This is a genomic window from Roseixanthobacter liquoris, assembly GCF_043195135.2.
Classification (GTDB): Bacteria; Pseudomonadota; Alphaproteobacteria; order Rhizobiales; family Xanthobacteraceae; genus NCEH01.
Genome location: NZ_CM195537.1, coordinates 2,256,652 through 2,281,182, shown reverse-complemented (window position 1 = coordinate 2,281,182; position 24,531 = coordinate 2,256,652). Strand labels below are relative to the sequence as shown.

Annotated in this window: 21 protein-coding genes and 1 tRNA gene; 4 read left to right on the top strand and 18 right to left on the bottom strand. The window is 66.3% G+C overall.

Translation table 11 applies throughout. The features are described 5' to 3' along the window. Positions 1 to 195: 195 nt before the first annotated feature. Entirely contained in the window at positions 196 to 1,596 is a 1,401-nt protein-coding gene (locus V5F84_RS10035) for an aspartate aminotransferase family protein (protein WP_394042739.1), read from the bottom strand. Between the two features lie 210 nt (positions 1,597 to 1,806). Here V5F84_RS10035 and tmpT point away from each other — a divergent pair, with 210 nt between their 5' ends. Next, positions 1,807 to 2,484 (top strand): thiopurine S-methyltransferase, encoded by a 678-nt coding sequence (gene tmpT, locus V5F84_RS10030; protein ID WP_394042740.1) that lies wholly within the window; start codon positions 1,807 to 1,809, stop codon positions 2,482 to 2,484. Here tmpT and V5F84_RS10025 read toward each other — a convergent pair. From V5F84_RS10025 to V5F84_RS10015, 3 genes are all read right to left on the bottom strand, one after another. Then, positions 2,459 to 3,943 (bottom strand): aldehyde dehydrogenase, encoded by a 1,485-nt coding sequence (locus V5F84_RS10025; RefSeq protein WP_394042741.1) that lies wholly within the window; start codon positions 3,941 to 3,943, stop codon positions 2,459 to 2,461. The two genes, tmpT and V5F84_RS10025, sit on opposite strands and share 26 nt — an antisense overlap. A gap of 297 nt (positions 3,944 to 4,240) precedes the next feature. Beyond that, positions 4,241 to 4,483, bottom strand: coding sequence for a DNA gyrase inhibitor YacG (gene yacG, locus V5F84_RS10020; RefSeq protein ID WP_394042742.1), 243 nt, complete (start codon positions 4,481 to 4,483; stop codon positions 4,241 to 4,243). Then, complete coding sequence (locus tag V5F84_RS10015) at positions 4,462 to 5,082, bottom strand: Maf-like protein (protein ID WP_394042743.1); 621 nt, start codon at positions 5,080 to 5,082, stop codon at positions 4,462 to 4,464. Before V5F84_RS10015 ends, yacG begins: the two co-directional genes overlap by 22 nt. 225 nt (positions 5,083 to 5,307) lie before the next feature. Between V5F84_RS10015 and V5F84_RS10010 the strand changes: the two genes are divergently transcribed. Continuing rightward, on the top strand, positions 5,308 to 6,321 hold the full coding sequence (locus V5F84_RS10010; RefSeq protein ID WP_394042744.1) for an alpha/beta fold hydrolase: 1,014 nt from the start codon (positions 5,308 to 5,310) through the stop codon (positions 6,319 to 6,321). A gap of 193 nt (positions 6,322 to 6,514) precedes the next feature. Here V5F84_RS10010 and V5F84_RS10005 read toward each other — a convergent pair whose 3' ends face one another. The 6 genes from V5F84_RS10005 to V5F84_RS09980 form a co-directional block, all read right to left on the bottom strand. Further along, positions 6,515 to 6,892 (bottom strand): arsenate reductase/protein-tyrosine-phosphatase family protein, encoded by a 378-nt coding sequence (locus tag V5F84_RS10005; RefSeq protein ID WP_509277194.1) that lies wholly within the window; start codon positions 6,890 to 6,892, stop codon positions 6,515 to 6,517. Between the two features lie 88 nt (positions 6,893 to 6,980). Continuing rightward, entirely contained in the window at positions 6,981 to 7,466 is a 486-nt protein-coding gene (locus V5F84_RS10000; RefSeq protein WP_394042746.1) for a UPF0262 family protein, read from the bottom strand. A gap of 4 nt (positions 7,467 to 7,470) precedes the next feature. Next, positions 7,471 to 8,778: a histidinol dehydrogenase gene (hisD, locus tag V5F84_RS09995; RefSeq protein WP_394042747.1), complete on the bottom strand. Its 1,308-nt coding sequence runs from the start codon at positions 8,776 to 8,778 to the stop codon at positions 7,471 to 7,473. A 104-nt stretch (positions 8,779 to 8,882) separates the two neighbouring features. After that, the gene (locus V5F84_RS09990) at positions 8,883 to 9,332 is read right to left on the bottom strand and encodes a DUF2948 family protein (protein WP_394042748.1); all 450 of its coding nucleotides are present in this window, start codon (positions 9,330 to 9,332) and stop codon (positions 8,883 to 8,885) included. A 129-nt stretch (positions 9,333 to 9,461) separates the two neighbouring features. Further along, positions 9,462 to 10,751 (bottom strand): UDP-N-acetylglucosamine 1-carboxyvinyltransferase, encoded by a 1,290-nt coding sequence (murA, locus tag V5F84_RS09985; protein WP_394042749.1) that lies wholly within the window; start codon positions 10,749 to 10,751, stop codon positions 9,462 to 9,464. Between the two features lie 151 nt (positions 10,752 to 10,902). Continuing rightward, on the bottom strand, positions 10,903 to 11,121 hold the full coding sequence (locus V5F84_RS09980) for a hypothetical protein (RefSeq protein WP_394042797.1): 219 nt from the start codon (positions 11,119 to 11,121) through the stop codon (positions 10,903 to 10,905). Positions 11,122 to 11,445: 324 nt separating this feature from the next. Here V5F84_RS09980 and V5F84_RS09975 point away from each other — a divergent pair. Beyond that, positions 11,446 to 11,521: transfer RNA gene (locus V5F84_RS09975), tRNA-Thr, on the top strand. A gap of 594 nt (positions 11,522 to 12,115) precedes the next feature. Here the strand turns inward: V5F84_RS09975 and V5F84_RS09970 are convergent. The 8 genes from V5F84_RS09970 to hexR all read right to left on the bottom strand — a co-directional run bounded on the left by V5F84_RS09970 (position 12,116) and on the right by hexR (position 22,813). Then, positions 12,116 to 15,307 (bottom strand): helicase HerA-like domain-containing protein, encoded by a 3,192-nt coding sequence (locus V5F84_RS09970; protein ID WP_394042750.1) that lies wholly within the window; start codon positions 15,305 to 15,307, stop codon positions 12,116 to 12,118. Beyond that, positions 15,304 to 15,996 (bottom strand): hypothetical protein, encoded by a 693-nt coding sequence (locus V5F84_RS09965; RefSeq protein ID WP_394042751.1) that lies wholly within the window; start codon positions 15,994 to 15,996, stop codon positions 15,304 to 15,306. The genes V5F84_RS09970 and V5F84_RS09965 overlap by 4 nt, the downstream gene beginning before the upstream one ends. Beyond that, positions 15,989 to 17,059, bottom strand: a complete 1,071-nt coding sequence (locus tag V5F84_RS09960; RefSeq protein WP_394042752.1) for an endonuclease domain-containing protein — start codon at positions 17,057 to 17,059, stop codon at positions 15,989 to 15,991. The genes V5F84_RS09965 and V5F84_RS09960 overlap by 8 nt, the downstream gene beginning before the upstream one ends. A gap of 210 nt (positions 17,060 to 17,269) precedes the next feature. After that, on the bottom strand, positions 17,270 to 17,719 hold the full coding sequence (locus V5F84_RS09955) for a hypothetical protein (RefSeq protein ID WP_394042753.1): 450 nt from the start codon (positions 17,717 to 17,719) through the stop codon (positions 17,270 to 17,272). 31 nt (positions 17,720 to 17,750) lie between these two features. After that, on the bottom strand, positions 17,751 to 19,961 hold the full coding sequence (gene paoC, locus V5F84_RS09950; RefSeq protein WP_394042754.1) for an aldehyde oxidoreductase molybdenum-binding subunit PaoC: 2,211 nt from the start codon (positions 19,959 to 19,961) through the stop codon (positions 17,751 to 17,753). Positions 19,962 to 19,964: 3 nt separating this feature from the next. Beyond that, the gene (locus V5F84_RS09945) at positions 19,965 to 20,915 is read right to left on the bottom strand and encodes an FAD binding domain-containing protein (RefSeq protein WP_394042755.1); all 951 of its coding nucleotides are present in this window, start codon (positions 20,913 to 20,915) and stop codon (positions 19,965 to 19,967) included. Continuing rightward, on the bottom strand, positions 20,912 to 21,574 hold the full coding sequence (gene paoA, locus V5F84_RS09940) for an aldehyde dehydrogenase iron-sulfur subunit PaoA (protein WP_394042756.1): 663 nt from the start codon (positions 21,572 to 21,574) through the stop codon (positions 20,912 to 20,914). The genes V5F84_RS09945 and paoA overlap by 4 nt, the downstream gene beginning before the upstream one ends. A gap of 372 nt (positions 21,575 to 21,946) precedes the next feature. Further along, positions 21,947 to 22,813: a transcriptional regulator HexR gene (gene hexR, locus V5F84_RS09935; protein ID WP_394042757.1), complete on the bottom strand. Its 867-nt coding sequence runs from the start codon at positions 22,811 to 22,813 to the stop codon at positions 21,947 to 21,949. 301 nt (positions 22,814 to 23,114) lie between these two features. Between hexR and V5F84_RS09930 the strand changes: the two genes are divergently transcribed. Beyond that, positions 23,115 to 24,395: an ABC transporter substrate-binding protein gene (locus tag V5F84_RS09930; protein WP_394042758.1), complete on the top strand. Its 1,281-nt coding sequence runs from the start codon at positions 23,115 to 23,117 to the stop codon at positions 24,393 to 24,395. Positions 24,396 to 24,531 lie beyond the last annotated feature (136 nt).

The following is a 24,531-nucleotide window of genomic DNA, read 5'->3' as shown; positions in this document are numbered from 1 at the left end:
AAGGCACTTCGTTCCCGTGAGAGGAGAAACGTGAAGAGATGAAATATTCCGACGTGATTCCTAAGTGACGCGAATCGGGTTTGTTTTACGGCCTAGCTTCTCAGTTTCAACCCACAGCCGCTCGACCCGCGCCGCAATCGATAAACAGCGAAAGCTTCGCCGTAGACGCGGATCGAGCGACATTTCTTCTTCACATCACGCAGCCTTGAGCAGATCCCGCTGCTTCAGTTCGGCGAGCGTCAGGTCCAGCACCCGCCACGCGGTGGCCACGATCTGGTCCGCCTCGGCATGGCTCAGGGTGAAAGGAGGGGCGAGGATCAGCCCATCCCGTACCGCCCGCATGACCAATCCTTCGGCGAAGGAAAAATCGCGCGCGATGAGGCCGACCGTGCCTTGCTCGCCCGCGAATTTCGCGCGGCGCGCCTTGTCGGGAGTGAGTTCGAGGGCGCCGATCAGGCCGACCATCCGCGCCTCGCCCACCAGGGGGTGCGCGGCGAGCTTCAGCCAGCGCTCCTGGAGATAGGGGCCGATATCGTCCTTCACCCGCGCGACCAGATTTTCCTCATGCATGATCTTGAGGTTGGCCAGCGCCGCCGCGCAGCCGCCGGGATGGCCGCTATAGGTGAAGCCGTGGTTGAAATCGCCGCCGTGCTCGATGAAGCCCTCCGCGACCCGATCGCCCACGATCACGCCGCCCAGGGGGAAATAGCCGGAGGTGATGCCCTTGGCGAACGTAATCAGGTCCGGCTCGACGCCCATATATTGGCAGCCGAACCATTCGCCCGTGCGGCCGAAGCCGCAGATCACCTCGTCGCACACCAGGAGCACGTCGCGCTCGCGGCAGATTTTCTGCACTTCCGGCCAATAGCTCGCGGGCGGGATGATCACGCCGCCGGCGCCCTGGATCGGCTCGCCGATGAAGGCGGCCACGTTTTCCGGCCCCGCCTCGTCGATGGCGCGCGCCACTTCGCGGGCGGCGAACAGGCCGAACGCCTCGCGGTCCATGTCGCCGCCCTCGGCCCACCAATAGGGCTGCTGCACATGGATGATGCCGGGAATGGGCAACCCGCCCTGGGCATGCATGGGCGCCATGCCGCCGAGGCTCGCACCGCCGACGGTGGAGCCGTGGTAGGCATTCTTGCGGGCGATGAAGATATGCTTCTCCGGCTTGCCCAGCGCGGCCCAATAATGCCGCACCATGCGAATGACCGTATCCACCGCCTCGGACCCGCCCGAGGTGAAAAACACGCGGTTCATCCCCGCGGGGGCCACGGCCGCGATGGCCGCCGCAAGCTCGGCGGCGGCCGGGTGCGTGGTCTTGAAGAAGGTGTTGTAATAATCGAGCTTGCGCAGCTGATCGGCGATCGCATCCACGATCGCATGCCGGCCGTGCCCGACCTGGGAGCACCAGAGGCCCGACATGCCGTCGAGGATCTTATTGCCCTCGGAATCGAAGATGAAATTCCCCTCCGCGTGGGTGATCACCCGCACCCCTTCCGCATTCAGCGCCTTCGTGTCCGAGAAGGGATGAAGATGGTGCGCGGCGTCCAGATGGCGCCAATGGGCGGTCGAATTGGAGGGGGGGACAGACGTCACGATTGCGATGCTCCTTCAGAACCGAAAGGACCGATTTTCCTTACGGCCGCCCCCGGCTTTTAACAAGCGCGCCTTTACGACCCGTCAGGCGGGAGGCGAAAGGCGGGAGGCGGCCGAAGGTCCGGGGCTGGAGACAATCCGCCCACCGCGCTTCCCAACCTGCTAGAACACGCCCCAGACCGCCAAAGCGCGCGCACCGGAGACGACCCTATGGATTTGGATTTCTGGCGCTCCAAATGGGAAAACAACCAGATCGCCTTTCACGAAGGCACCCCCAATGCGCTCCTGGTGAAGCACCTCGCCCAGCTCGATCTCAACCCCGGCGCCCGCATCTTCGTGCCCTTGTGCGGCAAGACGAAAGATATCTTCTGGCTGCTTTCGCAAGGCTTTGAAGTCGTGGGCGCCGAGGTGAGCCCGCTGGCGGTCGAACATTTGTTCGCCGACCTCGACCTCTCGCCCGAGATGTCCGATCTCGGTCCGCTCAGGAAGTGCAGCGCCCCTGGCATCGACATCTTCATCGGCGACATTTTCGAGGTGACCCGCGAGAGGCTCGGCCCCGTGGATGCGGTCTATGACAGGGCGGCGCTCGTGGCGCTACCGGAGCCCTTGCGGGCGCGTTATGCCGCCCATCTCGTGGAGATCAGCGCGGCTGCGCCGCAGCTCCTGATCTGCTTCGATTATGACCAATCCCTGATCGCCGGCCCGCCGTTCGCGGTGAGCCCGGCGCACGCCCGGATGCTTTACGGGGCCACCCATGATCTCCGCGCGCTGGACAGCGTCGAGGTCCCCGGCGGCCTGAAGGGCGCGTGCGAGGCCTGGGAACGGGTGCTCCTGCTCCGCCGCCGCAGCGGGGAAGCGGCGCCTACAGGCGCGTCCACACCGTCTTGAGGTCGGAATATTTCTCCAGCGCGTGGAGGGATTTGTCCCTCCCGAACCCGGATTGCTTGACGCCGCCGAACGGCACCGTCATGTCGTCGGCATCGAAGCAGTTCACATAGACGATGCCCGCCTTGAAGCGCCGCGCCACCTTGTGGGCGGCCGCGAGGTCGCCGCTCCAGATGGCCGCGCCGAGGCCGTAGACGGTGCCGTTGGCGATCTTCACCGCCTCATCCAACCCATCGAAGCCGATCACCGAAAGCACCGGGCCGAAGATCTCCTTCTGCTCCAGGGATGAGCCGGGCGCGACATCGTCGAAGATGGTGGGGGCGACGAAGGCGCCTCCGGTCTCCTCGCGCACCGCCGTGCCGCCCGCGACGAGGCGGGCGCCTTCCGCGAGCCCCTGGTCGATCGCGGCCAGGATGCGGCCCTGATGCGCGCGGCTCACCACCGCGCCGGCCTTCGCCTGGGGATCCAGCGGATCGCCGGGCATCCATTGGGCGGCGGCGGCGGCGATGCGCTCCACCAGATCGTCCTTGATGCGATTGTCCACCAGCAGGCGCGAACCGGCGGTGCACATTTCGCCCTGGTTGAAGAAGATGCCGGCCGCCGCCGCCTCGGCCACCGCGTCCAGATCCGGCGCGTCATGGGCCACCACGAAGCCGGTCTTGCCGCCGAGTTCGAGGCCGACGCGCTTCAGATTGGTATCGGCAGAATAGCGCATGAAATAGCGCCCCACCTCGGTGGAGCCGGTGAAGGCGATGGCATCCACATCCATATGCCGGCCGAGGGCGGCCCCCGCCTCCTCGCCGAGGCCGGTCACCACGTTGAACACACCGTCCGGGATGCCGGATTCCTGGGCCAGCTCGGCCAGCCGCAAAGCGGTGAGCGGGGATTCCTCCGCCGGCTTCAGGATCACCGAATTGCCCATGGCGAGCGCGGGCGCGAATTTCCACCCGGCCATGATCATGGGGAAGTTCCACGGCGTCACGCAACCGACGACGCCGAGCGGCTCGCGCAGGATCAGCGCGAGATTTTCGTCATTGGTGGGCGCCACCTCGCCATAGATCTTGTCCGCCGCCTCCCCGTAATAGGCGATGCAATCGGCGGTGGCGCGCACGTCGATGGATTTGGCATCCGAGATCGGCTTGCCCATGTTGAGGGTCTCAAGCAGCGCCAGTTCATCGCGATGCTCGCGGACGAGATCGGCGAAGCGCAGCAGGACGCGCTTGCGCTCGGCCGGCTTCAACCCGGCCCAGCGGCGATCCTCGAAGGCGGCGCGAGCGGCGCAAACCGCGCGATCCACGTCAATGCCGTCGCAGGCGGCGACCCGGCCCAGCTCCTGCCCCGTGGCGGGGTTGATGGCCGCAAAGCGCTTGCCGCTCGCCGCCGGCACGAAACGGCCGTTGATGAAGGCGTCGGTGCGGAACGAGAGGGCAGCCGATCCGGCGGCAAGGGCACTGACGCTCATGGCTTACTCCTGCAAACGGGGCCGTGTTGACGCGGAAGGCACCCTCGCCTTTGTCCCCCGGCACCGTCAAGGCGGGGCGACCAAAGGTCAGGCGGATCGAACAAGATGGATCTGCGCCGCGCCCCCGCCACGGCTCCCGCGAGCCGGCGAGGAGGCATGTGGCATCGCGGGCGAAAGTCTCTCCCCACACCACCGGCTGCCCTCTCGGTCTGGCGGGGGGGTCAGGGAGCGGGAAAACGGGGGAGACCTGACGAAAGAGACAGCGCCGTCCACACCCGGGCGACGGGGCGAGAGCCCTCAGCCCTCCCGCTCGGGAGCACTGCCTTCACCGTCCTCGTCCTCGTCCTCGACCACGGGAATGGCATAGGCGCCCTTCAGCCAGCGGTTGAGGTCCACATCGGCACAGCGCTTCGAGCAGAATGGCCGGTAGCGCTCCACCGAGGGCTTGGCGCAGATCGGGCACGGCTTGGAGACGAACGGCACGCTGGCGCCCGCTACGCGTTTGGGCTCGTTGTCGTTCACGCCGCCCGCTCCGCCCATCCGGCGCGCACGGGATAGCCCTCGCCCGACAGAAGCGCGACGGTTTCCGCAAGCGGCAGACCCACCACCGAGGTGTACGAGCCCATGAGCTTCACCACGAACGAGCCGGCAATGCCCTGGATGGCATAGCCCCCCGCCTTGCCGCGCCATTCCCCGCAGGCGAGATAGGCGGCGATGTCGTCATGCGAGAGGCGGCGGAAGCGCAGGCGCGTTTCCACGAGGCGCGTGCGCGAACGCCCGCGCGCCGAGACCACGCAGAGCCCTGTGAACACCCGGTGCGCCCGCCCCGACAGCAGTCGCAGGCATTCTTCCGCCTCGCCCTGAAGCTCCGGCTTGGGCAGGATGCGCCGGCCCACCGCCACCACGGTATCCGCGGAAACCACGATGGCCGACATGCCGGCCTCCTTGGCGCGCGCCGCCACCAGTTCGCCCTTCTGCTGGGCCAGACGCAAGGCGAGGTGGCGCGGCAGCTCGCCCTTGTCGGGCGTCTCGTCCACGTCGGCGGGCATGAGCAGGTCCGGCTCGATGCCGGCCTGGTTGAGCAGAGCGAGCCTGCGGGGCGAGCCGGAGGCCAGTACGAGCTTCACCCTGTCGTTCACGTCTGCGTCACCTCGAACCGGCCGAAAGAGAAACCGCGCAGCACGGGGCAGGCGGCGCGCGGACGCTAGCGCAAAGGGTTGCGCGTGTGAACGCCCGTTTGCGCGCATCAGGCCGGCACCGGTTCGACGGCCGCGCGTGGGGCTGCCATCATCCCGGTGCCGCCGAGCGTTCATAAAGCACTGCTAGAAGGCGCGCCGGGGGGATTTGGAACGAGGACACGCGCAATGCGCCTGAGTTTCGCAGCCACCGGCCTCCTGCTCGCCCTTTCCGCGCTGCCGGCCGCCGCCCAGAGCGGCGTCGCCTATGGCCCCGAGCTGGAGGGCTTCGATTATCCCTACCCCGTGGGGCGATTCGACTTCACCTCCCAGCGCCAGCCCCTGCACATGGCCTATATGGACGTGAAGCCGCAGGCGGCGCAGGCGAACGGGCGCACCATCGTGCTGCTGCACGGCAAGAATTTCTGCGGCGCCACCTGGGACGGGGTGATCGGCCCGCTGGCCAAGGCCGGCTATCGCGTGGTGGTGCCGGACCAGATCGGCTTCTGCAAATCCTCCAAGCCGCAGGATTACCAATTCTCCCTGCACCAGCTCGCCGCCAACACCCACGCCCTGCTGGCGCAGCTCGACGTGGAAAAGCCCATCATCATGGGTCATTCCATGGGCGGCATGCTGGCGATCCGCTATGCCCTCACCTTTCCGCAGGACCTGTCCGGGCTGGTCCTCGTCAATCCCATCGGGCTTGAGGACTGGCGCGAGAAGGGCGTGCCCTCGCTCACGGTGGACCAGTGGTTCGCGGGCGAGCAGCGCAACAATTTCGAGGGCATGAAGAAATACCAGCAGAACACCTATTATGCCGGCACCTGGAAGCCCGAGTACGACAAATGGGTGGACATGCTGGCCGGCATGTATCTCGGCGCCGGCAAGGACAAGGTGGCCTATGACCAGGCGCTCACCTCGGACATGGTGCTGAGCCAGCCGGTGGTGCACGAATTGCACAACATCACGGCGCCGACCCTCCTGCTGATCGGCATGAAGGACAACACCGCCATCGGCAAGGCCGCGGCGCCGGCGGACGTGCAGAAGACGCTCGGCAATTATCCCGAACTCGGCAAGGCGGCGGCAAAGGCCATTCCCGGCGCGACGCTGGTGGAATTCGCCGATTATGGGCACGCGCCGCAGATCCAGGACCCGGCGGGTTTCAACGCGGCGCTGCTGAAGGGCCTGGACCTGATGCACTGAGGGTTCGGGGCGAGCCGCCGACGGGGAGATCTTCGCGGCGGCCGCCCCACGCTCCGGCCCGCCGGCCCCGTGCGGGCGGCGCCCCGCCCCCGCCCGCACACGAGAGGCGAGCGCAGCCGTGCTCGACATGCGCCCGTGTCCCTCTGTCCGTTTCGCCTGTGGGGCAGATCGAGCCCTCAGGGAGGAGGTCTCCTCATCCCTGGCGGAAGCGGGCGCGCACGTGCCGCTCCAGTTCGTCGCGCACGGTGCGATAGGCAGCGAGGCGCTGCTCGCGATTGCCGGTCTCGAGCGTGGGATCGGCCGTGGGCCAATATTCCACGCCCAGCGCATTGGTGCGGGTGATTTCCAGCGCGCGGTGGTGGGCGTCCGGCGACAGCGAGATGGCGAGGTCGAACCCCAGCCCCTCCAGTTCCTCCAGTTCTTCCACGCTCTTGGGGCGATGGCGGTGCACGTCGAGGCCCACCTCCTCCATCACCGCAGTGACGAACGGATCCGCCTCGCCCGCGATCACGCCGGCCGAGCCCACATAGAGCGACTTGCCGAACAGATGCTTCGCCCAGGCGGAGGCCATGACGGAGCGCACCACATTCTGCCCGCAGATAAAGAGAACCGATTGCGGCCGCGCTGAGCGCGAAGACGCCGCGGGAGGCTCGTCCAACTTATCCTCTCCAATGGAGCGCGCAGATCAGGGTGAACAGGCGGCGCGCGGTGTCGAAATCGACCTCGATCTTGTCCTTCAACCGCTCCAGCAGGAGTTCCGACCCCTCGTTGTGGAGCCCGCGACGGCCCATGTCGATGGCTTCGATCTGGGTCGGCGAAGCGGTGCGGATGGCGTCGTAATAGCTCTCGCACACCAGGAAATAGTCCTTCACCACCTTCCGGAACGGGGTGAGCGAAAGATGATGCTGGACCACCGGATCGCCGCTCTCGCGCTTGATGTCCAGCACCAGACGGTTGTCCATCAGGCCGATGTGCAGCGCATAGGGACCCTCGCCCGGGTCGGCGGCGAGCGCGAACCGGTTGTCTTCCAGCAGATCATAGATGGCGGTGGCGCGCTCGTGCTCCACATCCGGCCCGCCACGCCCGATGGAGGCGTCGTCCAGGGTGACGTTACTCAGGCGGTCGGTGCGGGAGCTTTGCGTCATGGCATCAGGCGTCCGGGCTGCCGGCGTTGGAACGGATGAGGACCGAGCGCCCGTGGGCCTGGAGGCGCTCCACCTCGGCGAGACGCACCGCCGCGCCGCCGATCACCCGCAGGGCTTCCGGGGTGCATTTCAGCAGCGAGGTGCGCTTCATGAAATCCAGCACGCCGAGCCCGGAGGAAAAGCGAGCCGAGCGCGCGGTCGGCAGCACATGGTTCGTGCCGCCCACATAATCGCCGATCGCCTCGGGCGTATAAGCGCCGATGAAGATCGCGCCGGCATGGCGGATGCGCGCGGCGAGCGCCTCGGCATCGGCGGCGTGGATCTCCAGATGCTCGGGCGCGACCCGGTCCACCAGCGGGACCGCGGCGGCGAGGTCGTCCACCAGGATGATGGCGCCATGGTCGCGCCACGAGGCGCGGGCGATCTCGGCGCGCGGCAAGGTGGCGAGCATGCTTTCCACCGCACGCTCCACCTGCTCGGCGAGCGCGGGGCTGTCGGTCACGAGGATCGACTGGGCGGCGGTGTCGTGCTCGGCCTGCGCCAGCAGATCGGCGGCGATCCAGTCCGGATTGGCCTCCCCGTCCGCGAGGATCAGCACCTCGGACGGGCCGGCCACCATGTCGATGCCCACCTTGCCGAACACCTGCCGCTTGGCGGCCGCCACATAGGCATTGCCGGGACCGACGATCTTGTCCACCGCCGCGATGGTCTGCGTACCATAGGCGAGCGCGGCCACGGCCTGGGCACCGCCCACGCGGTACACCTCGTCGACACCGGCGAGACGGGCCGCGGCCAGCACCAGGGGCGCGATCTCCCCGTCCGGCGCCGGCACCACCATCACCACGCGCGGCACGCCCGCGACCTTGGCCGGCACGGCGTTCATCAGCACCGAGGAGGGATAGGCGGCCGTGCCGCCGGGCACGTAAAGCCCCACCGCGTCCACGCTGGTCCAGCGCTGGCCGAGCTCCACGCCGACCGAATCGGTATAGCGCTCGTCCTGCGGCTTCTGCCGCGCATGATGGGAAAAGATCCGGGCCTTGGCGAATTCCAGCGCTTCGCGCGTCTCGGGGGGAATCGCGGCCAGCGCGGCGTCGATCTCCGCGTCGGTGACGCGGATGCCCCGTTCGGCAAGATCCACCCGATCCAGCCGGGCGGAGATTTCAATCAGGGCGTCATCGCCCCGCGCGCGGATGTCGGCGATGATCTGCGCCACGACGGCGGCGACGTCCGCGTCGGTTTCCCGCTTGCTGGCGAGAAATGCGGCGAAGGCGGCGGGAAAATCGCTCTGCTGAGTATGAAGACGGATCGGCATGCCGTCTCCCTAGAGCATGTGCCGGAAAAGTTGAATGCCTTTTCCGCTCCGCTCCCGCTCGTGGCGGGTGCGAGGCATGGCGCGACGCATCGCCCCTGCCCGGCTCAGCCGGCTTTCAGGTCCGGCAGCGGATCGTGCTTGGGCGCACACGTGCACCCCCAGGCCGGGCCGAGATCGCTCAGCCGCGCCTCGATGCATTCCACGGCGAGGCGGATTTCCGCGCCGCCGGAGAAGGTCAGCAGCACGTAGCCCGACGGCTCGTCCGTCGGCTCGAACGTCACCGCGAGCAGGTTCAGAACCGTGCCGCTGTTGCGCGGGTCGAAGCCGCGCGCCTGCACGGCGCTGACGCGCTCGAAATGCAGCCCGGCGCGCCGGCGCACGAGTTCGTCCGCGGTTTCCATCTGGTCCCAGTCGAACCGGTTGAGCAGCAGAGCGAACCGGCGGCAACTCGGCAGGAAGCCGATATCCTCGACCTTGATCACCGCATCCTGAAGATGAGCCGAGATGATGGCGAGGTCTTCGCCATCCATGGCGAGGAGCTTGAGACTTTCCATCGGCGTGCGGCCTTCTTATCGCTTCTTGTGATGAATGGCAGATGGCGACGCCCCCGCCATCCATCAAGGGACGGCGTCGCATTTGCTTGCCACCCCATCGCGGTACGCAATGCTGCGGGCGCGAAATCCTCAGCCGCTGATGCGCTCGATCTGGGCGCCACAGCGCGAAAGCTTCTCTTCCAGCCGCTCGAAGCCGCGATCGAGATGGTAGACCCGCTGCACCATGGTCTCGCCCTCGGCCGCGAGGCCGGCGATCACCAGCGAGACCGAGGCCCGCAGATCGGTGGCCATCACCGGCGCGCCGGTGAGACGCTCCGTGCCCTCGACGGTCGCGGTGTCGCCGTCGAGATGGATCTTCGCGCCGAGCCGCGCCAGTTCCTGCACATGCATGAAGCGGTTTTCGAAAATGGTTTCGGTGATGCGCGAGCGGCCCTTGGCGCGGGTCATCAGCGCCATGAACTGGGCCTGAAGATCGGTGGGAAAGCCGGGGAACGGGGCGGTCGTCACATCAACGGCCGTGATACCCGCTCCGTTGCGGCGCACGCGGATACCTTCATCGGTGGCGTCGATCTCCGCGCCGGCCGCCCGCAGCGTGTCGAGCGCGCTTTCCAGCAGGTCCGGCCGCGCGCCGGAGAGCATCACGTCGCCCCCGACCATGGCGGTGGCCATGGCATAGGTGCCGGTCTCGATGCGATCCGGCAGCACCGCGTGGCGCGCCCCGCGCAGGCGCGGCACACCCTGGATCTCGATCCGCGGCGTGCCGGCGCCGGCAATGCGGGCGCCCATCTTCACCAGGCAGTCCGCCAGATCGACCACTTCCGGCTCGCAGGCGGCATTCTCAATCACCGTGTCGCCGTGGGCGACGGCGGCCGCCATAATGGCGGTATGGGTCGCCCCCACCGAGACCTTGGGAAACACGATGTGCGCGCCTTGCAGCCCCTTGGGGGCGCGGGCAAGCACATAGCCAGCGTCGATTTCGATGTCCGCGCCCAGCGCCCGCAGGGCGTCGAGGTGGAAATCCACCGGACGGGTGCCGATGGCGCAGCCGCCGGGCAGCGAAACCTTCGCCTCGCCCATGCGCGCCAGCAACGGGCCGACCACCCAGAAGCTCGCCCGCATGCGCGAGACGAGGTCATAGGGCGCCGTGGTATCGACAATCACCCGCGCGTCGATCTCCAGCGTCTGGCCGGCATGGGGATCGTCCCCGTTGCGCTTGCCGTTGGTGGTGATATCGACGCCGTGATTGCCGAGAATGCGCTGGAGCAGGGCCACGTCGGCGAGCCGCGGCACATTCTCGAGGATCAGCTTCTCTTCGGACAGCAGGCTCGCGATCATCAGCGGCAAGGCGGCATTCTTGGCGCCCGAGATGGGAATCGTGCCTTCAAGGGAAGACCCGCCGACAATGCGAATTTTATCCATGCGCTGAACGCTCCTGGTGCCCGGTGGCCGCCCTGCCCCTCGTCACGGCCGTCGAGTAAACGCGTTATCTAGCAAGGCTCGCCCTCGGGCACAATGATGGCCGGCTCCAATCCACCGGCGACCGGATCCGCCGGCGTTGCGAAACGGCAATTCAGGCCGTCCCGTCGGTGTCCCGGGCGGGCGTGTCGCCATCGAGGGTGGGGGCGTCCGGCCCGGTGTCGCTTGCCGATCCCGCATGGCCGTCGGCCGGGTGGGCCGCCTCCTCCTTGCGCGCGCGGCCCTGCGCCTTGCGGCGCGCAAGATTGGCCCGCAAGGCCTGGGCAAGGCGGGCGGACTTATCCTGGGCGGGCGTCTTGGGATCGGAGGCCATGGCCAAGGGTTAGCCGCGCCGGGATCGTGAGGCAAGGATCGTGAGGCAAGGATCGTGAGGCTAGGATCGTGAGGCTAGCATCGTGCATCGCGGAGAATGCGTCACGTATCAGGGGCAAGAGCCGTCCCGGGCTGTTTTTGCCGGGGATGGCGCGGGCCCCGTCGCACGGCACCCTTGAATCTCGCGACGGCTCCACGTATGAGGAGCGCCTGTTTCGGCCTTCGGGCCGCGCCGTTGCGTGCTCGCACGCAGGACGACGCGGATTTCGGCAGCGCGGATTTTCCCGCCCGCAAGCCCGGAACAGGAAGCCTTGAACGCTTCAGGGCCGCAATAGCTCAGCTGGTAGAGCACCTCATTCGTAATGAGGGGGTCGGGGGTTCGAATCCCTCTTGCGGCACCATTACATTGACGAAAAAATCTTTAATTTCAGTTATTTGGCTGACGTACAGTTATTCCAGCCCACAAACTCGCCCGACTGCGCGCTCCGGGGAACTTTGGGATGGCGCGAGACCGACCGCATTCCGGTACCGTCGATCGGGAGCGCCGGTCGGTGCGACGTAGCCAGCGTGAAGATCCTCCCTGCCCTTGCGTGCAAACGATGAATAAAAATGGCAGGTGCCGGGCGGCTGTCGATGCGGGTCATGCAATCACTCCGCAGTGAGAGGCGAGCGCGGCTGAAAGACCGAAAGTCCAAGGGAATGAATCGCCCATTGGCAATCTGTGGCAACTTTCGGTTCACCCAGCTCTATTTTGGCGCCCCTCGCGGGACTGCACGATTGTGAGTCGGCACGCTGCGGGCCGCTCGGTCGAGGACAACGGCATCCATGGGAACGCCACATCGTCGGCGCGGCACCCGTCGGGTGCGTGGCCGGCTGTTTTCCGCAATGAGCCCGCGGCCGGACGTCCGCAACGGGTCCGTAGAACCGGCGAACACGTAACCCCGGACCGGGACTCCACCAGGTGCTCCGACAGGGCGCCAAACTTGCGACGGAGCTCACCCCTTACGCGCCAGGCAATCTCGTGCGGCTTTGACCACTTCCGCGGCCGTCGGCGGATTGGCCGGGTGCCAGGAGAGGCACAAGGGGGTGCGGATCTTCACCGGCCGTCGCAGCCCTTCGGTTGAGAAATAGAACACGCCGCGTTCCAGTTTAGCGAGGTCGTCGGCCGCACCACCCTTGGCCGCCATGAGCTCGCGCGTCGCCTCGATGGTCACCGGCGCGCTCATGCGGCCATAGATATGCGTCGTGCAGTTGGAGACGATGCCGCTGTCGATCCCCCGGGGCAGCTGGGTTGCGAACACCATTCCCAGCCCGTACTTGCGGGCTTGCGCTGCCAACGACCTGGTACTCGCCTTGCAAGCAGTGGACGCCTGCGATGGCGCGAAGTTTTGCGCCTCGTCCAGAACATAGAGACGCCCGGTGGTGCTGGGATTCTGCTTGACCCAAGTGAAGAGCGCCATTTGCAGCTGATTCACAAAGGCCTGGCGTGCAGCGTCGGTGGCGAGGCCGGCAAGATTGACGACGGAAATGCGGGTGCGCGCCGGGTCCGGTCCGTGGAACAGCAAGGCGGGATCGAGCCGCGCGCCACTGGAGCGCAGCAGGGGATTGGTATCGACAGCGGCGCGGAGCTGGTCGGCCATCGCCTGCGCCAGTTTCTCGGCGCTGCTGATTTCACTTATGCCGTCCGGCAGGTCGGAGAGCAGGGCGATGAAATCCTTCAATTCCTGCCCGCCATTCAAAGCGAACCGCCGCAGGGCGCCCGCAAGTACGCCTTGCTTCAGCTTCGCCTTTTGGCCGCCGCCAACCACATAGGGCTCCAGCGTGGCACGCGCCATCTCCACCGCTTGGCTGCGCTCGTCCTCGCTCTCGCTGTCGCGCCCCTCGCCGATGGCGGAAAAGTCCGGCAATAGCGCGAGGGAGAGAGGATTGCCGCTGGAAACACCGGGAGTCCAAATTACCACGTCGGCTTTTTCGTGATAGCGCGCCGCGTGCTCGATATCCTCCTTGGTAAAGTCCGCGGGGACCACGGGCCATGGCACGCCCATGCGGGCAAGATCGTTATTGACGTCAAGCACGATGGCAGGAATGCCCAGCAGAGCCGCTTCCTCAACCAGGCGCCGGAGCAGCACCGTCTTGCCGGAGCCGGAGCCGGCGAATGCCGCCACGTGCCGGTTGAGCAGTTCCGCCGCGAGGCCGACAGGCTCGTTGGCGCCTTCACCTCCCACACGATGCCCGAGGATGATGCGATGCTGCGGTGCGGGCGGGAGTCCCGAAGGCCCCGGACCAGAGGGCGTCTCTGGCGCCGGGGGCGCGTGTGATACCGGCGGCTGGGGATCGGGGCTGGGAGTCACGAGAAACGGAGGCGGACACAAGCCTGCCGCCTTGAACAGGGGCACATCGAACAGCGGCTTGCGTTGCCGTAGCCATTGAGAGAAATCGGGATGGCCGCTGAGGCCGCGCAGCGCCAGGAAAGCCCGCAGGTCGTCATCCACCGGGCGAATGAAGCGGCCGCCGGCGCCGAGGAATTCAGTGGTGAGCTGCCGCGACTTTGGCCCCTGCGGTGGATCTGATGCGCGCAGCAAGAACAGGTGGCGGGCGGCGAGCCCCGAGCTGATTCCGGAATCGGTGATGGCGGCGGCGATACGCGACTGGAATGCACGATCGTTGGCATGGGCGAGCACACGGAAGCAATAATGGTGCTCCACATCCCCTTTGGCATGGAAAGTGAAGCTCAGCCGGCCGTGAAGCGAAGGGCGTTTCTGGATCGTTTCGAATTGCACTGTCCCGGACACGGTGTCGGGCAGATCGAGCTGCCGTTCGAAATGTTGGAGCGCCTCGGCGAACAAGGCCCGTAAATCTTCCTCGCGGCTTTCATCCAAAAGACCCTTCACATCCGCCGCCTGGCGGGCCTGGGCATAGAGAGCGTCGAGCTCGGCGGGCAGCGATCCGACGGGCTCTGGCGCGCCGCCGAAGCGGATGAGTTCCGTCACCTCCCGATCGCGAACGCATTTGAGCTGATGGCGCTCGCACGCCCGCAGAAGCTCGCGAGGTGTCAGCCCCGTCGCGTCGACGAAGGCCTCCGGCCGAAACGGCCAAGTCGGATACAATGGCGCAAATCCCGCCTCCCGATAGGCCGTTGCGAGCCGCGCCGCGATGAGGGCAGCCGCGGGCGCTCGGTGTGGCAGACCGGGCAGCGCCAGGGGATCGAGGAAGCGATGGGTCACCGCAACCGTCGATCCGTCGCGCAGGATCTGCCAGGTTGCTTCAAGGCAGGAGACGACAACAACGGCCCGGCACTTCACATCATAGAGGTCCATAAGGCCTTGGCGCAGCTGCTCCACAATGGAGGCTGTCTCGGCGGCCTCCTGCATGCTTTCCTCCGCGCGGGCGCGGGCGTTGGCCGCGGAGACAATGGCATCGATCTGGTCCACGCCAATGAGCGTCGGGCCGACGAGACTCATGAGCCAGGACAACCCCTTCACCACCAAGATCGGCGCATTGCTGCCCTTGAAGCCGAGCGACCGCAGGTCCTGCGGATCGAGCGGCACGCCCTGAAGCCAGGAATGGGCGATGCTCTGCTGATCAAGGTCGTCGGACGTCAGGAGAATGAGAGCGGTCACCACGTCCCTATGACGGATGGTCTCCTGCGGGTAGCTCTTCCCCAAGGCCTTGAGGAAGAGCTTCACCAGCTCCGCCATGAGTTCACCCGACCCGTTCTGGTGGCTGGCGGCAAGGGCGCCAACGCGATCGGCGATTCCGAGATGCTCGGCGATCTTCAAGATGAGCCCATCGTACTGGGTCATCCCGTCGCCACGCTTCACCTGCAGCGAGTTGACGAAACCTAGCGCCACCGAAGACCAGAAGTCCTTGACCCCCACGAGGTCCAGGAGCACGAACCAGCCGCCCCGCTGCCAGACCTTCTGGCGCAAACGTCCGATGAGATGGGTCTTGCCATGGCCCGCCGGCCCGACCACCACATAGCCGCGCGGCTCGGGGCTTGGCTCCGGATCGCGCGTCGTTTTGTCGAAATAGGTGAGAATTTCCCCCAGGCAATCGGCATGAAGGTCGGACACCTCATAGGGCACGTCGCGCCAGATGCTTTTCAGGTTGCGGGTGGATTCAAAGTCGACGGCGCGGAATGCCTCGAGGGCGGTCGGCTGGGTCTCTGGCTGCGATCGTGGGGTCATTTCGGAATCCACAGCATGTGGCGAGGCTCTCCCGCGATGGAAAGAGCGGCATCACGATCAGCGCCGCTGAGGGCCGCGCTGTTGTCCATCCGATACAGAATGGCGTTGCCTTCGCGCTGCATCGCGATCAGTGCGGCGTCGAGCGTCGCGCGGGGCACATCGGCCAGGCACGGGCGCAGGTCCGCAAGCAGGACACGGACATTGAGGCTCCCGCCGGTCACCGCGAGATAGGTGTCGCGGATGCGTTTCGGCAAGCCTTCGGGCGAAACGGGGGGCAGTTCGGGGGTGGGTTCCGGCGGCGCGGGCGATACCATCAGGTCTGCGAGCACCTTGCCCTGCCCCTCGATGAATGCATGGAGCCGCCCGAGCCAAGCGTACAGCACGGCGCCCGCGCCTTCCGCATCCCCCGGCAGCAGAGTGCGGAGATTCTTGCCGGCATGGTCCCAGCCCTTGTCCGTCACCTCGATGAAATTGCCGCGGCCCCGCTTCATGGTGCGGATCAGGCCTGCATCCTCCAAAGGACCGCGTTCGGCAGGATCGCATTTCACCTTCCGGTCGGTGAGCTCTTTCTGTGCCGCGGCGCCCCCATGTGCCGCGATCAGATGCAGCAGGATCAGGCTTTCCCTCTCCTTCCGACGACTGTCGTTGGACCTCTGCGGTTTCGTTTCAACGCTCTTTTGTTCAACCACCCCTTGCCTCCTGCGGCAGAACCTCCCGGCGGTGCCGGACGAGGTCGCGGATCTTTTCGAGGGCCAGCCAGCAGTCCCGCACGATCTCATCGTTAGGCAGGCGCAACACGGTGTAGCCGCTTAGAGTCAGCTCATAGTCGCGGTGGCGATCGCGCACGAACGCAGCGCGGGTCCCGTGATCGGCATAGCCGTCCAGCTCCACCACAAGGCGGCCCGCCGGCCAGATGATGTCGACCTTCGGGCGCGAGCCGCGCACGGTCTCGACCGCTTGATTGAACTGAAACAGCGGACCGAGTTCGGCATCCGCGCCCAGCAGGCTGGCCATGCGCTTTTCCACCGCGCTCAGAGGATGCGGCCGGCCGCGCCAGGGCAGGAACCAGACAGGGTCATCGGCCAATCCGCCGGACTGCGCGCCCGCCTCGGAAGGTCCGTCCTCCAAAGCCCCAGATACGCGCAGCCCCCGGTGACGGATGCGCAGAAACGGATCCGGGTTTGCCGGGGGGCGTGAGAACAAGGCCACCACGGTTCCCTTAAGGTTCCGGGCAATCCATTCCAGTGCGTGGACGAAGGTCACCGCCTGCGCCAGGCTGAGGGCAGACGGCACGATTTCCGTCGCGATGACCAGACCGTCGGGAGCGATCACGCGGCCCAATTGCTCCAATTGGATTGCGATCGGCGTCCGCAAAACCTCAGGTCGTCGCCCTTGTGCCGCCAGTTGCGCAGCGGCGTCCGCCCAACTCAATAGAGCACCGCCGACCGGGGCAGCGGCGCGCCGCACCGCAGCGGCAGCGGCCATTCTTCCGAGCGTATCGGTACCGCCTTTCGTCAGCGGTGCGTCTCCGTACCAGAATGGCCACAGCTTCAGTGCGACATCGGCGAGGCTAGAGACAACGGCTTCCGCCACCGCAGAGGCGGAAACGGCAGGGGCGATCGGTACGAGAATAAGTCTGCGGCGCGTCAGCGCGGGTTCATCGGCACCGAGTTCGACGCGCAAGTCCGCCAAGCTCAGCCCGTCAAGCGAAAGCACCTCACCCACCGGGGCCGCAAGAATATGGTCCAGCAAGGCCCCTGGTGGCGAGTCCGTCCAGCCATTCTTAGCCGTCAAACAGTTGCTCACATGCCCCGCCCACGACCACTGCTTGCAATAGGGATACGAATTGCCGAGGTCAGGATCAAGCTTGGAAGGCGTAAATTTGCCCGCGACATAAGCTCCGGTGATTCGGCTTCGCGCTCGGTGCTGGGGAAGAGGCGGGGAATAAGAATGGCGCTGGCGTTATCCCAACTGGATACCCACCTCTGGCAGGCGGCCGACATTCTGCGTGGCGGGATCGGCCAAACGGCGCCGACCAGGTCGAATTCCCGCCACTCCGCCCTCAATGCGGTGTCCGTTCTCACGTTCGTCAGGATTAAAAATTCCAGAGCCCGCGCTGCTGCTGCATCGCGCGCCCGCAAAGCCTTGCATGAAGGGCTTCATTCTCGGGTACGGCAGCGATGGATGCCGCCCTCGGGAGAGCTCCTTGGGTCGCGAGAAGCCCTGTGCCTTCAAGTCTACCCAGTTGGCAGGGTTCTCCAGCATCTGAATGTTGTGCTTGGCCTTCAGCACCACCCGGGCGCAATCAAACACCCGGCGGATCGCTGGATGGAGCTTCCGTGCGACTTCCGGCTTTGCCTCCCACACCGACTTCAGGATCTCGGCCACGTCCAGAGCGGTGATCTCGTGCACCGGCCGGTCGAGAAGCGGTCCGCAGAAGACCTCAAGCAACGTCCGGCAGGCGGTCGAGATATTTGTCGAGGGTCATGGGGTATTCGCGAACGCGAACCCCGGTGGCGTTGTACACCGCGTTCGCGAGCGCCGCGCCGACCCCGCAGATGCCAAGCTCGCCCACGCCCTTTGCCTTCATCGGCGAGGAGATCGGGTCTGTCTCGTCGAGAAAGATCACCTCCTGATGCGGGATGTCGGCATGGACCGGCACCTCGTATCCGGCGAGGTCGTGGTTGACGAAGAAGCCGCGGCTCGTGTCCACCGCCAAGGCCTCCATCAGCGCGGCGCCGGCACCCATGGTCATGGCGCCGATCACCTGGCTGCGGGCCGATTTCGGATTGAGGATGCGGCCGGCGGCGCAGACGGCCAGCATACGGCGAATCCGCGTCTCGCCGGTGGCGGCATCCACCGCCACCTCCGCGAAATGGGCCCCGAAGGTCGATTGCTGATATTTCCGGTCCAGATCACCATATTCGATGGCATCTTCAGCGGTGATCTCCCCGTCGGCCGCCGCCGCGCCGAGCGAGACCGAGCGATTGCCCGCGCGCACCTCGCCATCGACGAAATCGACATCCTCGGAATTGAACCCGAGCTTCTGGGCGATCGCCTCACGCAGCTTCATGCACGCGGCATAGACGCCCGCGGTCGCGTTATTGGCACCGAACTGCCCGCCGGAACCGGCGGACACCGGAAATTGTGAATCGCCGAGCCGTACCGTCACCTTGTCGATCGGCACGCCCATCATCTCGGCGGCGGTCTGGCCAATGATGGTGTAGCTGCCGGTGCCGATGTCGGTCATGTCCGTTTCCACGGTCACCCGGCCCGAAGCATCGAGCCGGACGCGGGCGCCGGATTTCACCAGCAGGTTGTTGCGGAAGGCCGCCGCCATGCCGAGGCCTATGAGCCATTGGCCGTCGCGCCGCTGGCCCGGCCGCGCATGGCGCGCGCTCCAGCCGAAGGTTTCCGCGCCCAGACGCAGGCATTGGATAAACGGGCGCGCGGAAAACGGCCGCCCTGGTTTTTCCGGATCGACCTGGGTGTCGTTGCGGATGCGGAACGCGACCGGATCGAGGCCGAGTTTCTCCGCCATCTCGTCCATCGCGATCTCCAGCGCCATCATGCCGGGGGCTTCGCCCGGAGCGCGCATCGAATTCCCTTCCGGCAGGTCGAGCACCGCAAGCCGCATCGCCGTCATCCGGTTCGCGCCGGCATAGAGCAGGCGGCTCTGGTTGACCGCCGTCTCCGGCCTGCCGTCCTTCAGATCACCGGACCAGCTTTCATGCGCCAGCGCCGTGATGACGCCGTCCGGGCGCGCGCCAATGCGAATGCGCTGGATGGTGGCGGGACGATGCGTGGTGTTGTTGGCGATCAGCGGGCGATGGAGCGCCACCTTGACCGGCCGGCCCGCCGCCCGCGCACCGAGCGCGGCGAGCAAGACATCGGCCCGCAGGAAGAGCTTGCCGCCAAACCCGCCCCCCACGAAGGGCGAGACCACCCGGACCTTGTCCTTGGAAATGCCCAGGCTCTTGGCAAGATCGGCGTTTGCCCAGGCGATCATCTGATTGGAGGTCCACACCGTCAGCCGGTCGCCGTCCCAAGACGCGAGCGAAGCGTGGGGCTCCATCATGGCGTGCGAATGATCGGGCGTGGTGTAGGTCGCGTCCAGCGTTACCGGGGCCTGCGCGAAAGCGGAAGCGAAGTTGCCGAAATGCGTCTCGGCCGGGCCGGAAGAGCTCTTCTCCCCCGGCTGAGACGCCGCCCCCTTGGCCGCCTCCAGATCGAAGACGCCGCTCTCGACCGCATAATCGATATGCACCAGCTCGGCGGCAGCGCGGGCCTGTTCGAAGGTCTCGGCCACCACCAGCGCGACCGCCTGATGATAATGCTCGATCTGCGGTCCGCCGAGAAGCTTCGCCGTGTTGTGGCTCCCCTTGTCGAGTCGGCCGGCATTCTGCGCGGTCACGATGGCAATCACACCCGGCGCCCGGCGCGCGGCGGCGAGGTCCATGCGGGCAATGCGACCCTTGGCGATGCCGGCGCCGACGACATGGCCGTAGGCAGGATCGGCCACGACATCATGTCGCTCATAGGCATAGGGCGCGGTGCCGGTGGTCTTGAGCGGGCCGTCAATGCGGTCGAGCGGTTGACCGACGATCTTCAGGCGATCGATCGGATTGGCGCCGGCGGGCGTTTCGAACTTCATGGCTCAGCCCTTTGCTTGCATGAGGACCGCGCCGAGCGTGCGCTCGACCAGGGTGATCTTGAACCCGTTGTCCCGCGTCGGTCGGGCACCGGCGAGCAGGCGCTCGGTGACGGCGCGGGCGCCGCGCGGCAACGCGGCGTCCGCCTCGACGCTGCGCCAGGGCTTGGGGGCGACGCCGCCCACGGCGACCCGGCCCGAGCCGTCCGGTTGCACGATGGCGCCGATCGAGACCAGAGCGAACGCGTAGGAGGCGCGGTCGCGCACTTTGCGGTAGATATGCGTGCCGCCGGGTGGCTGGGGCAGAACCACCGCCGTGATCAGCTCGCCCGCAGCGAGCGTGGTCTCGATGTGCGGAGTATCCCCCGGCAGGCGGTGGAAATCCGCCATCGCGATGCGCCGCGCCGTCCCGTCCGGGCGCATCGTCTCGATCTCCGCGTCGAGCGCCCGCAGCGCGACCGCCATGTCGCTGGGGTGCGTGGCGATACAGGCCGTGCTCGTGCCGATCACGCCCAGCTGCCGCGTAATGCCGCCGATGGCCGCGCAGCCGCTGCCGGGCAGGCGCTTGTTGCAGGGCTGAGCCGTGTCGTAAAAATAGGGACAGCGCGTGCGCTGAAGCAGGTTGCCCGCCGTCGTCGCCTTGTTGCGCAGCTGGCCCGAGGCGCCCGCCAGCAACGCACGAGACAAAAGCGCATAGTCGCGTCGCACGCGGGCATCCGCGGCAAGCGCGGTGTTGCTGACCAGCGCGCCGATGCGCAGGCCACCCTCCGACGTGGGTTCGATGGTATCGAGACCGAGCCGGTTGACATCGATGAGGTGAGCCGGGGTCTCGATCTGGAGCTTCATCAGATCGAGCAGGTTGGTGCCGCCCGCGATGAATTTCGCGCCGGGTGTACGGGCCGCCGCCGCGGCGGCTTCGGCGGGCGAGCGGGCCCGTTCGTAGCTGAAGGGCTTCATGCCGGCCTCCCCGCCACTTCGGTGATGGCTTCGATGATGTTGGAATAGGCGCCGCAGCGACAGATATTGCCGCTCATCCGTTCCCGCAGCTCGTCGTTCGAGAGCGCCGGCGCGCTCAGAAGATCGCCGGTGACATGACTGGGGATGCCCGCCTTGATCTCGCCGAGCACCGCCACGGCCGAGCAGATCTGGCCGGGGGTGCAATAGCCGCACTGATAGCCGTCGTGCCTGACGAAGGCGGCCTGCATCGGGTGCAGCTTTCCGGGCACCCCCAAGCCCTCGATTGTGGTCACGCTGGCTCCCTCGTGCATGACCGCGAGGGTGAGGCAGGAATTGATCCGCACGCCGTCCACCATGACCGTGCATGCACCGCACTGGCCATGGTCGCAGCCCTTCTTGGTGCCGGTGAGGTGAAGATGCTCCCGCAAGGCGTCCAGCAGAGACGTGCGGGTGTCCAGATCCAGCTCGCGCGGTTCACCGTTTACGGTGAAGCGGACCGCCGTGCGAACGGGAGCCGATACGGGCTCGCTCGCGGATGAACGAAGATTTTCGGCCTCTTCAGCATGGACATGGGAAACGGCCGTGCCGGCGGCGATCGTTGCAACACCGGCGGCGATGAGATCGCGCCGCGAGATGCCTGGTTCGGAAAGCCTCTGCATATCTGATCCGATCCTTCTCGGCCGGGGCCGGGGTGAATTCCGCCCGCCCGCGGGAGATCGATCGGTCACCGCGGGCCCCACGAACTGAATGCGCGTGCCGCGGATGGGTTCCCGGACCATCGCGCCCAATCGCGTGGCGGGGCCCTCGCCGCTGGTGGCGGCGGCCGGATTTTGAGAACGCACGCGCGGGTGGCGCAGGCACAGAACCGGCGGCGCCCTTTGGGCCTGGCGGGGAAGCGCAGGCCCGAGCATGGGCGGGCCCGCGCCGGCAATGGCGCCGCCGCTTCAGCGAACACATATGCGTGGGGTGGGGGCTGGGGGCTGGGTTTTGGCCGGCGCCGTGGTCGCACCGTCATCGCCCGGAAGGCCGCATCAGTCCGCGGCTTCCTCCGGCCATTGTTCGTGGCGCAGCGTCGCCTTGATCTTCTTGAAGCGCTCCACCGCCGCCGGACCCCGTTGCAAGGCAACGCCCGTGGCGAGCGCATCCACGATGGCCATATGGGCGATGCGCGTGGTCATGGGGGCATAGATGAAGGTGTCTTCCTCGGTATCGATGTTCACCACCACATGGGCGATGCGCGCGAGGCGCGAGCCGGTGCGGGTGACGCAGACGATGCTTGCGCCGTTCGCCTTCGCGACTTCCGCGGTGCGCAGCAATTCCTTCTGCTGGCCATGATAGGAGAACATCAGCGCCACATCCCCGCTCTTCAGCGTCGCCGCCGCCATGGTCTGCAGGGACGAGTCCATATGGTGCACCACGGGAATGTCGAAGCGCAGGAATTTTTGCTGCGCATCGAGGCCGACCGCGCTGGTGAGGCCGAGCGCGAACACGTCGATTCGCTTCGCGGAATTGAGCAATTGGACCGCCTCTTCCATGGCGGCGAAATTGATGCGCTCGCGCACCGAGCCCAGCGTGTTGATGGCGCTGTTGAAGACCTTCGAGGTGATGCCGAGCATGTCATCCCCGGCCTCGATGTCGGCATGCACATAGGGCGTGCCGGAGACCAGGCTCTGCGCCAGTTTCAGCTTGAAGTCCGGAAACCCGTCACAGCCGATGGCGCGGCAGAAGCGCAGGATCGTCGGCTCGCTCACGTCCACCTCGGCGGAGAGGGAGGCGATGCTCATGTGGATGACCGGGCTCGGCGCCGCGAGAATGAGATCCGCGACCTTCTGCTCCGATTTGCGCAGCTGCGGGCGCACCTCGTCGATACGCCGAAGCAGATTCATCCGTGCCGTCATCCCGCCCTCCTGGGATCTCAACTGATACACGCCAGGAGCGCGTTCGCCAAATTGTAGCTAAGTTACATATTCCGTTGGAATTGCGGAAAAGCAATTTCCGCTGAGGAACGGCGATGGCGGCCGGCAAGGTCAAGAATACCAGGAAATTGCGGGCTCATATGGATTTTAGATCGGGAGATATGCTTCCGACCGGTTTCGAGGCCGACCCAAAAAAATGTTTGAAAATTCCAAAACCGCGATATGATTGCGCGGCACGGGCGAACGCCAATCAAACGCCCGGCCAATAAACTGGGAGGAAACGGTGGCGTCTGCTGCGTTCTACGCGGCGCGCGGCCTTCGTGCCGGCGCGGTCTGCGCTCTGCTGGCAACGGGATTTCACGCCCCCGCTTTTGCCAAGGATACCCTGGTGGTCATGGGCCACAAGGTGCACCAGGATTCCGCCACCGTCGGACCCGGCGGCGATGTCACCGCGCAATGGAAGCAGGCGAAGGACGCCGGCGTCGACTGGATCACCCTCGGCACCGACCCGCTGCGCGAGCGGCTGTTTCGCGAGCTCAGCCTCGGCACCACCTCGGTCAATGTGGGTTTCATCCTGAATACCCAGGCCACGCCCCAGATCGCCAAGCTGTTCGAGCCGCTGAACGATTATCTCGCCAAGGATCCGATCGAGAATTGGGACGACGTGGTCAAGGGGCCGGTCGCGGCGCTGACCTTCGATGGAAAGATCTATGCGATCCCCTATCGGCAGGCAACGCAAGGCCTGAACTATAACGAAGCCATCTTCGAGGAGCGCGGCGTTACCGGGCCGCCGAAAACCATCGAGGAGGTGCTGGACGACGCGCGCAAGCTCACCTTCACACGGCCGGACGGCACGAAGGTCTATGGCCTCGTGCTCGGCGCCTATTCGCACCAGCTCACCTTGCTGCGGGCCATGGGCGGCGAATTCATCACGCCCGACCTGAAATTCGGCGATACCGCGAAGCTCGCCGCCTATTTCGCCACCATCCGCGCCCTCTTCAAGGACGGCGTGCTGCCCGAGGCGACCCCCACGTTCGACCAGAACACACCACTGGAATGGATGCTGCAAGGCCGGGCGGCAATGGTGATCTATCCGACCGCCCGCAATGCCCAGATGAACAATCCGAGCATGTCCAAGTATCCCGGCCGCATCACCACGATAGCCGTGCCGCCGGCGAAGGACAGCGGCCTGGCAACGGCGCCGGGCCAATATGAATTCTGGGCCATGGGCATTCCGAAGAACAGCAAGAACAAGGATCTGTCCTGGAGCTTCATCAAGCAGCTCTCGTCCCCCGACAGCACGATCCGCGAGACCTTGAACGGCAACGGGCCGATCCGCGCCTCCACCTATGACGACCCGCGCGTGCGCAAGGCCATGCCCTATGCCGATGACGAGCGAAAGGCATTCCTCTCCGGCTCCTTGCCCATTCCAACCTTCGACAATGCCACGAAGGCGGCCGACATCTGGAAAGAGACATTCGAGGCGGTGATGCTCGGCCTGGTGGAACCCCAGGCGGCCGCGGACCAGCTCAAGCGACGCATCCAGCCGCTACTGCCCAAATGAGCCGCCCTCCCCGTCCCTGATCGGGGAAGGAAAAGGTGCGAGAACGACATGCGGCCGGAATGCCGAAGCCGTCCGCTCGCCCGCGCCTTCGCTTCTTCCCCTTTCCGCATGACGCGGAGCGGCCCGTTCAAAGTTC

Bases quoted from the DNA above. Each gene is read 5' to 3' on its own strand.
- hisD (WP_394042747.1), bottom strand. From the start codon at position 8,778: ATGCCGATCCGTCTTCATACTCAGCAGAGCGATTTTCCCGCCGCCTTC.
- V5F84_RS10000 (WP_394042746.1), bottom strand. From the start codon at position 7,466: ATGACGCAAAGCTCCCGCACCGACCGCCTGAGTAACGTCACCCTGGAC.
- yacG (WP_394042742.1), bottom strand. From the start codon at position 4,483: ATGGGCGGAGCGGGCGGCGTGAACGACAACGAGCCCAAACGCGTAGCG.
- paoC (WP_394042754.1), bottom strand. From the start codon at position 19,961: ATGAAGTTCGAAACGCCCGCCGGCGCCAATCCGATCGATCGCCTGAAG.
- V5F84_RS09970 (WP_394042750.1), bottom strand. From the start codon at position 15,307: ATGACCCCACGATCGCAGCCAGAGACCCAGCCGACCGCCCTCGAGGCA.
- hexR (WP_394042757.1), bottom strand. From the start codon at position 22,813: ATGACGGCACGGATGAATCTGCTTCGGCGTATCGACGAGGTGCGCCCG.
- V5F84_RS09945 (WP_394042755.1), bottom strand. From the start codon at position 20,915: ATGAAGCCCTTCAGCTACGAACGGGCCCGCTCGCCCGCCGAAGCCGCC.
- V5F84_RS10025 (WP_394042741.1), bottom strand. From the start codon at position 3,943: ATGAGCGTCAGTGCCCTTGCCGCCGGATCGGCTGCCCTCTCGTTCCGC.
- V5F84_RS10005 (WP_509277194.1), bottom strand. From the start codon at position 6,892: ATGGCCTCCGCCTGGGCGAAGCATCTGTTCGGCAAGTCGCTCTATGTG.
- tmpT (WP_394042740.1), top strand. From the start codon at position 1,807: ATGGATTTGGATTTCTGGCGCTCCAAATGGGAAAACAACCAGATCGCC.
- murA (WP_394042749.1), bottom strand. From the start codon at position 10,751: ATGGATAAAATTCGCATTGTCGGCGGGTCTTCCCTTGAAGGCACGATT.
- V5F84_RS09980 (WP_394042797.1), bottom strand. From the start codon at position 11,121: ATGGCCTCCGATCCCAAGACGCCCGCCCAGGATAAGTCCGCCCGCCTT.
- V5F84_RS10010 (WP_394042744.1), top strand. From the start codon at position 5,308: ATGCGCCTGAGTTTCGCAGCCACCGGCCTCCTGCTCGCCCTTTCCGCG.
- paoA (WP_394042756.1), bottom strand. From the start codon at position 21,574: ATGCAGAGGCTTTCCGAACCAGGCATCTCGCGGCGCGATCTCATCGCC.
- V5F84_RS09990 (WP_394042748.1), bottom strand. From the start codon at position 9,332: ATGGAAAGTCTCAAGCTCCTCGCCATGGATGGCGAAGACCTCGCCATC.